This window comes from Desulfobacula sp., from assembly GCF_030611305.1.
Lineage (GTDB): Bacteria > Desulfobacterota > Desulfobacteria > Desulfobacterales > Desulfobacteraceae > Desulfobacula.
Genome location: NZ_JAUWQB010000045.1, coordinates 1 through 12086, shown reverse-complemented (window position 1 = coordinate 12086; position 12086 = coordinate 1). Strand labels below are relative to the sequence as shown.

Below are 12086 nucleotides of genomic sequence, written 5' to 3'. Positions count from 1 at the left end.
AATAGGTTAAAATATGGCTTTAAAATATATTGAAGAATACAGAGATGGCGTTCTTGCAAGGGGTCTTGTGAAAAAAATTCATTCTGTCAGCAAAAAAGACCTAAGACTGATGGAGGTCTGCGGAACCCATACCACGGCCATTTTCAGGCATGGCATCAGGAGTGTGCTGCCCCAGGGCATTACGCTTCTTTCGGGCCCCGGCTGCCCTGTGTGTGTGACCGCCCAGAAAGATATTGATGCTTTTGTGGAGTTTGCAAGGGTTAAGAATGTGATTGTGACCACCTTTGGAGATCTCATTAAGGTGCCGGGCTCAAGTTCGACCCTTGGTAAAGAGAAGGCTTCCGGGGCTGATGTGAGGATTGTTTATTCGGTATTTGATGCCATTAACATTGCCAGGGAAAATAAAGATAAAGAAGTGGTGTTTTGTGGCGTGGGGTTTGAAACAACTATTCCCACAATTGCAGCCGGAATTCTCATGGGAATAGAGGGAAAAGTTGATAATTTTTCCGTTTATTCAGCCAATAAACTCACACCGCCGGCCCTTGCCGCCTTGATGGAAACCGACGGGGTAGAGATTGACGGCTTTATCCTTCCGGGCCATGTCTCTGTGATTACGGGAACCGATGCCTACAGGGACACATTTGAAAAATATGATATACCATCCGTGATTTCAGGATTTGAGCCCATTGATATTTTACAGGCCATACTCCTTTTGATTCAGCAGAATGAGGCTGAAAAGCCCGCCCTTGAAAATGCATATCCAAGAGCGGTATCCGATGCAGGGAATGGTAAGGCAAAACAGATAATGAACCAGGTCTTTGAAGTCTGCAATGCCTCGTGGCGAGGCATAGGGGAGATCCCTCTAAGTGGCATGGAGCTGAAAAAAGAGTATCAAAAATTTGATGCTGCCATAAGGTTTGGGATGGATATGCCCGATGTGCCGGAGCCAAAAGGCTGCGCCTGCGGGGAAATCCTCATGGGGTTGAAAAGCCCTTACAAATGCCCTCTTTATAAAAAAAAATGTACCCCCATGAATCCTGTGGGGCCCTGTATGGTTTCAAGTGAAGGGTCTTGCGCAGCATTTTACAGATATAGTTAGACAAAAGAACAGGAAGAAAAATGACCGAAGAAAAAATATTATTAGACCATGGTTCCGGGGGAAAAGCCTCCCACTCAATGTTTTCCGATATGATCCTGCCCTTGTTTGAAAATTTTGAATTATCAAAACAGGATGACGGGGCAACCCTGGATGTTGAAGGTACAACGCTTGCTTTTTCAACCGATTCTTATGTGGTGGATCCTATTTTTTTTCCCGGCGGGAATATCGGTGATCTGGCTGTGAACGGAACTATCAATGATATCTCCATGTGTGGTGCAACTCCTAAATATATCAGTGTCGGACTGATTATAGAAGAAGGACTGCCAATAAAAGACTTTAAGCTCATCCTTGAAACCATGGCAACTGCTGCGAAAAAGGCAGGAGTCAAGATCGTAACCGGGGACACCAAGGTTGTTCCAAAGGGAAAAGCAGACAAGATTTTTATCAATACTTCCGGTATCGGCGTGATCTCCCCTAATGTCAACGTGTCAGGAAGCAATGCAAAACCGGGAGATAAAATTATCGTCAGCGGTACTATCGCAGATCACGGGATTACGATTTTAAGTTCAAGGGAAGGTCTGAAATTTGATTCTGATATCAAAACCGATTCAGCTCCGTTAAACAAAATGGTGCAGTCCATTATCCAGTCCAACTGTGATATTCATGTGCTTCGAGATCCCACAAGGGGAGGCCTTGGCACAACTTTAAATGAGATTGCTTCACAATCCAATGTGGGAATTAAAATAGATGAGCAGTCTCTGCCCATCCGGGGACCTGTTCAGGGAATCTGTGAGCTGTTGGGATTTGATCCCTTATATGTCGCCAACGAAGGCAAATTGATCGCCTTTGTGCCACAAAAGGATGCACAAAAAACACTTGAGATCATCCAGCGAGATGAGTTTGGAAAGGATGCAGTGATCATCGGTGAAGTAACAAGTGAAGATTCTGGCAAGGTTTTTTTAAAAACCACGATTGGCGGTTTGAGAATAATCGATATGCTGACCGGAGAGCAGTTTCCAAGAATTTGTTAAATTAAAATTATAGTGGTGGAGTCTTAGCACAAAAATTTGTATCCAGTTGACATGATCGATTTTTCTATTGTAAGATTAACAGTTGCAAGCTATCTCAAAGGGAGTCTGCGAAATGTTGATATTTAAAGTCGGGACTGTTGCAAAACACTTGGGTGTTCACAGGAATACTGTCACCAACTGGATTAATAAAGGAAAACTTCAGGCATCCTTAACCGCCGCCAAGCGCTATACGATTTCAAAAGAACAATTTATCCATTTTTGTGAAAAGAAACATATTTCCAAACCAGCTATGGAACTTGTTATTTTAGAAGCTGAAATTCAGACTCAAAACGGCATAAAAGGAAAGATCCAAAAGGATATTAATCTAAAAAAAACAAGCAAGCTTGACAATGAAAAATTAAGCCAAATACCCGGCACTGATAAACTGATCGGCTCAGTTATGGTTGTGGGTGGCGGAATTGCAGGTATCCAGGCTGCCATAGAGTTGGCTGATTCAGGATACTATGTGTATATTATTGAAAAAACAGCAGGCCTTGGCGGGGTAATGTCACAATTGGATAAAACATTCCCCACCAATGATTGTGCCTCCTGTATCATTTTGCCAAAGCTTGTGGAGTGCGACCGGCATCTAAACATTGAATTGCTTACGCTATCCCAGGTTGTCAAGGTTCAGGGCAGTGTTGGTCATTTTAGTATCCAAGTTAAAAAAAACCCCCGGTATGTAGACATTGATAAGTGTATTGCCTGTGGGACCTGTGCCCAAAAATGTCCGATTAATGTTAAAGATGAATTTAATTTCGGCATTAATAAAAAAAAAGCAGTATATATAAAATATGATCAGTCTGTTCCGCTTAAGTATGCAATCGATCCATCTGCATGTATATATTTTATTCTTGGAAAATGCAGAGCGTGCGAAAAGTTTTGTCCGACAGGGGCAATCAATTTTGACCAGGTAGAAGAAACCATTACGATTACAGTGGGCACAGTTATTCTTGCGCCAGGGTTTAAACCGTTTGATCCTTCTGTCCATGACTTTTTCGGATACCATATCAAAGATGTGGTGACCAGTCTTGAATTCGAGCGTTTCCTTTCAATCAGCGGGCCAAACAAAGGTAAGCTTCTCAGGCCTTCGGATAACACAGAACCACGGAAAATAGCATGGCTGCAATGTGTGGGTTCGCGAAATCAGAATAATTGCGGGAATTCATATTGCTCAAATATCTGCTGTATGTCTGCAGTAAAGCAGAGTATGGCGTCTTTGGATCATGTCACGGGCCAGACCCTTGACCGGACCATTTTTTTTACTGATTTAAGAAGTCAGGGCAAGGAATCTGATAGATATTTTGAAAGAGCAAAAGAAGAGATCAGGTTTTTAAGAGCGCTTCCCCACACCATGGAGCCTGGAAAAGACGGTACCGGTGTCAGGATAAGATACATGACAGAACAAGGTGAGGTAGTGGTTGAGTCTTTTGAAATGGTTGTCCTTTCCATTGGATTCGAAGCGCCAGAGGATGTTTTAACACTTGCCAGGCTTTTTGATGTTGAATTGGATCGGCATAGTTTTGCAAGGACGTCATGTTTTGAACCCATAGCAAGCAGCCGCAAAGGGGTGTATGTAATCGGTGCATTTCAATCCCCTAAAACAATTTCAAGATCGGTTGTGCAGTCAGCAGCAGCAGCCTCTGTTGCAAGGCTGCTTTCCGATCAGAGAGGGTCTCTTACAAAAACAAAAATTTATCCTGATGAACGTGATATCCTTGAAGAGAAACCTTCGGTGGGGGTGTTTGTATGTTCCTGCGGTGTGAATATTGCCGGTATTGTTGATGTGGATCAGGTTGTTGCATATTCAGCCAAACTGCCATATGTGACATACGTTGAAAACAATCTTTTTTCCTGTTCCGCCGATGCCCAGGAAAGCATTATAGAAAGAATTCAGGAATTCGGGTTGAACCGAATCGTTATTGCCGCATGTACCCCCAGAACTCATGAGCCCATGTTCCAGGAAACTTTAAAAAGTGCACGGTTGAACGGGTTTATGGTAGAGATGGCCAATATCAGGAATCAAAATTCCTGGGTGCATCAACAAGACTCAAAGAGTGCGACCCGAAAAGCAAAAGACCAGGTTCGGATGGCAATAGCCAAAGTGATCTACAATTACCCCCTTAAGCAGGATCGGATAAAGGTTGTTCAAAAAGCCCTGGTCGTTGGCGGTGGTGTTGTGGGTATTGACAGCGCCCTTACCCTTGCCCAGCTGGGGATTGAAACCATACTGATTGAAAAAAGCAATACTCTGGGAGGCAACGCTCTGAATCTTGAAACCAGTTTCAAGGGAGAAAATGTGCGTTCTATGCTTGAAGATCTTATCAGCAAGGTGAGCCGAAATAAAAAAATCATAGTTTACAGAAACGCAACGCTGGAATCGGTTTCAGGATCAGTCGGAAATTTCAAGGGATTTCTCAATATTGCCGGGGAAATTGAACAAATTGATTTTGGTGCTGCGATAATGGCCACCGGAGGTAAAGAAGCAGTTCCTGAAGAGTACCTTTATGGTAAGGAGCCAAGGGTGATGACCCAGGTGGAATTTGACAGGAAGGTGCTTTTTCATCCAGATGAAGTGAATAAAGCCCGAAGTATTGTGTTTGTCCAATGTGTGGGTTCCAGGGAGCCCAAAAGACCCTATTGCAGCAGGATATGTTGTATCCATTCTGTTAAGGCTGCCATTAAGTTAAAACAGATAAATTTGGACATTAAGGTTTATATTCTTTACAGGGAAATCAGAACCTATGGTGAGTGGGAGGAGCATTATAATGAGGCAAGGAATCTTGGGGTTATCTTTATCCGGTATGAAACCATAAGAAAGCCAAGGGTGAAAAAAGAGGGCGGCTTTTTGACGATTGAGGTCTTTGATCCCATTGCCCGTCGGCCAGTTAGGATTACGGCAGATTACCTGGCCCTGGCAACAGGTGTCATTGCCCGTGATAATCAACATATTGCAGAGTTTTTTAAGTTTAATGTAAGTTCAGACGGGTTTTTTAACGGAGCTCATCCCAAACTCAAGCCTGTGGATTTATCTGTGGCGGGTCTGTTCCTTGCCGGAATCTGCAACTATCCCAAACCTTTGGATGAGTCCATTGAAGAAGCCAGGGCTGCGGCCTTCAGGGTATCAGCACTGCTGTTGCGAGAAGAGATCAAATCAGAAGCCATTAAATGTTTTGTTACGGATAATTGTGATGGCTGTGCCCTTTGCGTTGATGTTTGTCCGTTTCATGCCCTCTCGATTATTAAGACAGATGGGCAAAAAGGCCAATACAATGTCAAAGTTGTCACTGACCCGGCCCTATTCAAGGGTGTGGCCTTTGTGCCGCGACATGTCCCAACGATGGGATTATGGTCCATGGATTTACACTGGAGCAGCTTATGGCACAAGTATGTGCAGCGGTTAATGCAGGGCCAATATAAACATAAAGATACAGGATTTGAATAGACAGTTAAAATGACAGAAATTGATCTAAATAATTCGAGTGTTGAAGAAAGCATCATAAGGGTTGCCCCTGTGGAGTTAGGCATTGGAAGCAAGAATATGCTTAAGGATTTTGTTATGTCCATGCTGCCCCAAGGAGGGAACTTAAATTTTTGTTTTAATTGTGGCGCATGTTCATCCGGATGTCCGGCCAGCGGTCTTGCAGGAATGGATCCTAGGAAATTTGTGCGAATGATTTCTTTGGGTATGGATGAAGAGGTCATGACTAATGACTGGGTATGGATGTGTACAACATGTAATCGCTGTATCCATGTCTGCCCCATGAAGGTTGATATCCCACAATTGGTTTCCATCATTCGGAGTCAATGGCCAAAGGGAAAAAGACCGCAGGGTATTGTAGATGACTGTGAAAGGTCTCTTAAAACTGATACCTGTTCTACTGCGGGAATCAGTGTCGAGGATTGGAAATTTATTGTAGAGGATGTTGTCGATGACGTAAGACAAACACAGCAGGGGTTTGAAGAGCTCAATGTCCCCATGGATGAGAAATATGCCATGCTCTTTTTAACCCAGAATTCAAGCATGCCGTTAACAGAGCCGCTGGAGATGCCTCCCTTGTGGAAAATACTGGACCTTGCCGGTGCTGACTGGACATATGGATCTCAAGGGTGGGCAGCGGAAAATTTTGGTTACTTCCTTGCCGATAATGAGGCCTGGGAAAAAATAGTTAGAAAAAAAACAGATGTTGTTGAACAACTGGGATGTAAAGTTCTGGTAAATACAGAATGCGGCCATGATTTTTTTGCTGCTAAACAGGGGTTTGAAAAATTCAAGATATCTCATTCATTTGAAGTTAAAAGCATCATTGAATATTATGCTGACTGGATACGCAAGGGAAGGCTGAAGGTGAGTTCTGATTGGAATTTGGATCTGAAAATTAAATTTACAATTCAAGATCCCTGTCAGTTGGTCAGGAAAAGCTATGGGGATTTTATCGCCGATGAACTCAGGTTTGTTGTGAAGGAAGCCGTGGGAGAAGAAAATTTTATTGATATGTATCCAAACCGTTCCAATAATTATTGTTGTGGCGGCGGCGGCGGCGCCATCCTGTCGGATTTTAAAGAAGAAAGGCTTTCCTATGGGAAGATTAAGCTTGCGCAGATCCTTGAGACCGAAGCCGCTTATTGCATTACGCCCTGCAACAATTGCCACGGTCAGATACTGGACTTGAGTCATTATTATCATGCAAGATTTAAGACCGTACATTTATGGACAATTTTATGTCTGTCAATGGGGGTTCTGGGGGAAAACGAACGCAAATACCTGGGAGATGATTTGGCCATGTTTGGTCTTAAATAAAGGGAAGGTTGGAAAAAGCTTTTCCGCAAAAAAGAAAAAACCCAGGTATCAAAGAAGAAATCTTCAGGCCAAATCAGTACAAGTCAAAGTATAATTTCGTGTTATTTGATGGAATACCCTTTGAGCTGTGCTTCACTGCTGCTTTGGGTGTTATTAATATAAAGATGGGTGTCCACATATCTTGCCAGAATTTCAGCAGCTTTGCCGGGCGGGGGAATGATCATATAATGGTCAATAATTGCATGGGCAAACTCATGGGCAAGCATGCCTTCGTGAAGATCATCCAATTGAATATAGACAGTGAGTTTTTCATGTACATACCATGCCCTTGCATTACATTCTTTTTTGTAAAGCTCAAAAAACGCATGGTTCAATTGTTGTTTGTTTTTGAATATTTTAATAATAATTTTATTTGTAAATCCCTGCATTTCAAGAATTTCCTGGGTTCGTCCGAACAGCGCGTCTATTTGTTTGGCAATGGTGTCGGCCAGGTTTGAAGCAACTTTCTGATCAATTATTCTCTCACTTTTTTGACAATTCAGATCATAGTTTATCCGGGTGTTAAACTGGTGTAAATCATCTATGCTCTGGAAATAAAGGATTGTTTTCTCCGTATGAATTTGCTGCCACTTGCCAGGGTCGGGTATATCAGCGTAAACATTTCCAAAAGCCAGAAGGATAATCAAACTGATTAACGATACAGCTTTTAATATTTTGATTTCAGTATGGCAGAGTTTTGTTTTCATGGTAACTTGGCCTAATTTTTATGCATTGTGCAAACTGTGCAAACTGCACTAAACAAAATAGACCATAATTCCCATTGATTTGTCAATATAAATATTGTGTCTGCCAGGTAAGAACTATTAGAGATAATTTTGTCGGACTATGGAGTTTTTTTGATTTTGTAATTGGGAATTAATTGCTGAAGGTTATAATACAAACAGCCTTGGTTCATATAGGGATATGAACCAAGGCTGTTTGTATCGTGAAGCAACCGCCCTGACTGGCGGGCGGTTCAAACAGGGGCAACAGTATTGACGTTTCTATTATTCTGTAGAATAAGCTTCCATGCTGGTTCTGATATTATGTATCTTGGTTCCTAAAAAGGAATCCATACTGGAGGTGTTAAGTTTTACATTTTTAGCAACCATATTACCTATAAGCTTTTGTCTGTAGGCTTTTAAAAATGCAATTTTCTTTACAGCATCCTTGCCAATGTCGGACAATATTTTAAATTCAGAATCAACCAGATAAATTCTTTTTTGATAAAAAGATGCTTTGCCGTCAATTGTTGCCCCATAAATTATGTTCTGCATTTTAACGGAATTTGACCTTGATAAATCTTCGGCAGCCCAAACACATGATGCTGCGGCTACCATCAATGCTATAGCGGCTAATATAAACCATTTTTTCATGATACCTCCTAAAAATTGGTTTTGTTTGCATGTCTTTTCGGCGAAATCCTAAAATGCCTGTTGTTAAAGGATAAAAGCCGATTTGACTACCCTATTCATGAACAAATTATATCAAGAATTATTATCAAATCAAATGTAAATACTAAAAAATAAGAGTGATTTTTTATTCTGAGTGTGCAATCCAAAATCAGTCCACACATGGCTGGATTCAATTGTTGTGCAAGGTTTATAAGAAAAATATATTAGTTCGCATATCTTTGTACGCGTATTGTACGGGATTTCACACCATGACAGATTTCATGGATTTCTTAAATTAAAATTCGGTATTTGTGCCCTTTCTATGAAAATGTATATTCAGCTGAGAAGTTCCTTAATATGTTTTCTGGTCACTTTCATGAATGACGGTAAGGCTTTGACAAGGGCAGGTGTCATTTCGGTTCCCCAGTCAATTTTTTCAGGTTCAATGCCAATTATTTTTAATTTAGGTCTGTGGCCTCTCATCCGGGCCATGTCAAGGGAGTCCAGAAGATCAACATCATGAAGGGACAATACCTGTTTCTCATTTTTCACCAGGTCGTCTTCATCAAGGCTGTAGATGGTGCCAGGCTCATGTCCGGCTCTGACAATATCTAATACCAGTACTTGCTCATATTCTTCAAACAAGTAGAAAATATCCTGGGTAAAGGTCCCTCCGTCAATGAAGTCAACCAGGGTTTCATCAAAGTCTTCTGTTTCCTTCCAGAACTCATGAACGGCATGAACCCCGGCACCTTCATCCATCATGAGGATATTGCCAACACCCAGTACCAAAAGTTTTTTCATTTGTTTAATTTTCCACTTTATTGCAATTGCTAAATTGAAGCTGATAAAACAAAATATCTTGATGTAAACATAAGAGGGGATGAAAAATCTCACCCCCTCTTATGTTTTATTAAAGAGTCGTTTAAATTATAATGGAATTTCCACTTTAATTTCTTTGCCGGTGTCTGCGTCCAGCACGTGGACGGCACAACCCAGTCAGGGGTCAAAGGAGCGGATCAAACGTCCCACATTAACCGGGTTTTCAGGATCAGGAACAGGTACACCAATAAGGGCCTGTTCCATTGGTCCTCTCTGTCCCATATCATCCATTGGGTTGGCATTCCAGATCGTTGCCGAAGTAATCTGGTAGTTGGCAATCACTTTGTTTTTAATGTTAACATAGTGAAGAAGAGCACCACGAGGTGCCTCAGTAAGCCCAAGTCCTTCTGCTGAATCAGGAATTGGAGCAGGAACAAAAGTCTCTTTACCAGGCACAGCTTCTGCTATCCATTGTTCAACAGCATCTGCAACCATGACGGTTTCTTCTGCTCTGGCAACATGTCTTCCAAGAATAGAGAATGCTGCATCACCGATATCACGCAGGTTTTTAACACCCAGTTTTTCCTGACCGATTTTTGACAGTTCAGGATTGGTGACCCACATTCTTGCAAGGGGGCCGGCTTCATGGGGTTTGCCATTGTATCTAGGCGCTTTGATAAAACTGTATGCACCTTCTTTGTATGGGTTAGGAAGGGTCCTTCCCTGGGTCGGAGTTAAGCCTGTAGTAGAATCCTCAAAATAAGAATATTTGACATATTCTTTGATGAGAGCCGTATCAACCGGATAATCCTTACCATCACTGTAAACACCTCTTTTTAGAAGTGTGTTGCCGGCATCATCCATTGGGAATACGCCCCAGGAAACACAGTTTTTATAGCCTCCGCCTGTTTTGAGAAGATCTCCATAGGGTCCTGCAAGCAGGTAAACTATAGGGACATATTTTTCCAGGATAAATTTTTTGACTTTTTTGAAACGTTCTGCATATAAATTCAGGGCTTCTCTGGTTGGAATCTCTGTGGTTCCACCAACAACGATACCCTGAACATGCGGCATTTTACCGCCAAGAAGTGCTACCATTTCATGGCAGATTTTTCTCATTTCAAGGGCTTCAAGATACTGGCCTACAGCAACGTCATTAATGTCTTTTGGAACGCGGACATCGTTCTTTGCGTATCTTGGGATAAATGGAGCAACATCAGGACCATTGACATAGTCCAATGCCGCAAGATGATAGAAATGAAGAATATGGGATTGAAGGAAATTGGCACCCAAAATCAGGTTTCTTGCAATCCTGCCATTTTTAGTCAGTTTAACTTTGAATGCATCATCAAGTGCAAGTGATGATGCCACTGCATGTGCAGTCGGGCATACACCGCAGATTCTCTGGGTAATCTGGGTGGCATCCCTTGGGTCTCTGCCGATCAATATTTGTTCAAAGCCGCGGTACATGCCGCCAAATACTCTGGCATCAACGACAACACCGTTTTTTACTTCGACTTCGACTTTAAGGTGACCCTCAATCCTGGTTACAGGATCAATGGCAATCTTAATTTTTTTCCCGGCAACGACCGGAACAGCTTGTGGTTTACAGCCTGCCATAATAAAACCTCCTCAAGTTTAAAAGTTTCGGATAATTGTGTTATGCGGGTTCATAGAAAGGCGATGATATATCCGGGAATCCGGGTTCAACACAACCAATGCAGACCGAATTGTCCACACACCAATTCATGCCACTGTTCCATTTGCGTTTGTAACAGTCAGCATATGTATCCGGACCTTTACAACCAAGTTCCATACGGCAGCCTTTTGCATCCGAGAGTTTTTCAGACATGTCACCTAGGTCATATGCCTCAACACGCGGGCAGTTATCATGGATATTCTCTCCAAAGAATAGAGTCGGACGTCCATCGTCATCTAATTCAGGAAGACCTTTTGTGAGTAGATGAACAATCGATCCGACAATCCAGTCAGGATGGGGAGGACAACCCGGGATATTGACAACTGGAGTTTTAATGCCATAAATATGAAAGAAATCCATTACTCCTGTTGCACCGGTTTCACCACCATTGGCAGCCGGAATCCCACCAAAAGCCGCACAGGTTCCTATAGATAGAACGCTTCCTGCTTTTGCGCCAAGATCTTTTACAAGGTCAACCATGGTGATCTCTTTATGATCCAGTTCTCCAACAATACAATATTTTCCATTTGCTGCCATTGGAATGGAACCTTCAACTGCCAAAGAGAATTTCCCTTTGTATTCTTCTGCAATTTTATAAAGATTTTCCATGGCAATCTCACCTTCACTGGCCATCACAGTGGGATGGAACTGAAGGCTGATAACTTTAAGAAGTACATCTGCGATGGATGGATCAACATTGTTCAAAAGGGAAACTGAACATCCTGAGCAGCCCTGGCCCTGGATCCAGAGGACCGGGTGGTGTTCAAGGGCCTTTTCCAATGCTGAAACAAGAGCTGGATTGAACACCTGAGAAATACCGATTCCGGCGGCTGCTCCAGTAACGGTTTTCAAAAAAGCTCTTCTGGAAATTCCTGTTTTCTTTTGTTGCTCGTCAAACAACATTTGTTTGTCTTTCACGGGCACCTCCTTGATGCTGTTAAAAACTAATAAGTCATTACTTATGTATAACTATTATGTCAGCTCCTACTATTATTGGGAGCATGTTTGTTTTTATGCAAAATCTGGATATTTGCCATAAGGTGAGAGCAAATCATAACAACCCTGTGGATGACATGAGTTATTGCAGCGTCGTTTAAATAAAAGTGGTGAGATATGAGTTGTGAGTTGGAGATATAAAATAAGGAGGCTGCTATTTTCAGAA

Annotated in this window: 8 protein-coding genes and 2 pseudogenes; 5 read left to right on the top strand and 5 right to left on the bottom strand. The window is 42.2% G+C overall.

The genetic code is table 11. The features are described 5' to 3' along the window. Positions 1 to 13: 13 nt before the first annotated feature. The 5 genes and pseudogenes from hypD (at position 14) to QAI40_RS10030 (ending at position 6970) form a co-directional block, all read left to right on the top strand. The gene (gene hypD / locus QAI40_RS10045) at positions 14 to 1099 is read left to right on the top strand and encodes a hydrogenase formation protein HypD (protein WP_299981132.1); all 1086 of its coding nucleotides are present in this window, start codon (positions 14 to 16) and stop codon (positions 1097 to 1099) included. A 20-nt stretch (positions 1100 to 1119) separates the two neighbouring features. Further along, a complete protein-coding gene (gene hypE / locus QAI40_RS10040; protein WP_299981134.1) occupies positions 1120 to 2130 on the top strand; it encodes a hydrogenase expression/formation protein HypE in 1011 nt (336 codons plus the stop codon). 112 nt (positions 2131 to 2242) lie between these two features. Then, positions 2243 to 2386: pseudogene (locus tag QAI40_RS17090) on the top strand (helix-turn-helix domain-containing protein); the annotation flags it as partial. Between the two features lie 183 nt (positions 2387 to 2569). Continuing rightward, positions 2570 to 5589, top strand: a pseudogene (locus QAI40_RS10035) (FAD-dependent oxidoreductase). A 121-nt stretch (positions 5590 to 5710) separates the two neighbouring features. Beyond that, entirely contained in the window at positions 5711 to 6970 is a 1260-nt protein-coding gene (locus QAI40_RS10030) for a (Fe-S)-binding protein (RefSeq protein ID WP_299981151.1), read from the top strand. A 101-nt stretch (positions 6971 to 7071) separates the two neighbouring features. Here QAI40_RS10030 and QAI40_RS10025 read toward each other — a convergent pair whose 3' ends face one another. The 5 genes from QAI40_RS10025 to hysB all read right to left on the bottom strand — a co-directional run bounded on the left by QAI40_RS10025 (position 7072) and on the right by hysB (position 11842). Further along, positions 7072 to 7716, bottom strand: a complete 645-nt coding sequence (locus QAI40_RS10025) for a hypothetical protein (protein ID WP_299981139.1) — start codon at positions 7714 to 7716, stop codon at positions 7072 to 7074. Positions 7717 to 8016: 300 nt separating this feature from the next. Beyond that, entirely contained in the window at positions 8017 to 8385 is a 369-nt protein-coding gene (locus QAI40_RS10020; RefSeq protein WP_299981141.1) for a hypothetical protein, read from the bottom strand. A 354-nt stretch (positions 8386 to 8739) separates the two neighbouring features. Beyond that, positions 8740 to 9207: a NiFeSe hydrogenase maturation protease gene (hysD, locus tag QAI40_RS10015; RefSeq protein WP_299981143.1), complete on the bottom strand. Its 468-nt coding sequence runs from the start codon at positions 9205 to 9207 to the stop codon at positions 8740 to 8742. Between the two features lie 126 nt (positions 9208 to 9333). Beyond that, entirely contained in the window at positions 9334 to 10845 is a 1512-nt protein-coding gene (gene hysA, locus QAI40_RS10010) for a NiFeSe hydrogenase large subunit HysA (RefSeq protein ID WP_299981145.1), read from the bottom strand. Positions 10846 to 10885: 40 nt separating this feature from the next. Continuing rightward, positions 10886 to 11842 carry a NiFeSe hydrogenase small subunit gene (gene hysB / locus QAI40_RS10005; protein WP_299981147.1) on the bottom strand — a complete coding sequence of 319 codons (957 nt, stop codon included), beginning with the start codon at positions 11840 to 11842 and terminating at the stop codon, positions 10886 to 10888. Between the last annotated feature and the right edge of the window lie 244 nt (positions 11843 to 12086).

What these genes read in the sequence shown, in the direction of transcription:
- hypD (WP_299981132.1), top strand. Translation starts at nt 14, where the DNA reads ATGGCTTTAAAATATATTGAAGAATACAGAGATGGCGTTCTTGCAAGG.
- hypE (WP_299981134.1), top strand. Translation starts at nt 1,120, where the DNA reads ATGACCGAAGAAAAAATATTATTAGACCATGGTTCCGGGGGAAAAGCC.
- QAI40_RS10030 (WP_299981151.1), top strand. Translation starts at nt 5,711, where the DNA reads ATGCTTAAGGATTTTGTTATGTCCATGCTGCCCCAAGGAGGGAACTTA.
- QAI40_RS10025 (WP_299981139.1), bottom strand. Translation starts at nt 7,716, where the DNA reads ATGAAAACAAAACTCTGCCATACTGAAATCAAAATATTAAAAGCTGTA.
- QAI40_RS10020 (WP_299981141.1), bottom strand. Translation starts at nt 8,385, where the DNA reads ATGAAAAAATGGTTTATATTAGCCGCTATAGCATTGATGGTAGCCGCA.
- hysD (WP_299981143.1), bottom strand. Translation starts at nt 9,207, where the DNA reads ATGAAAAAACTTTTGGTACTGGGTGTTGGCAATATCCTCATGATGGAT.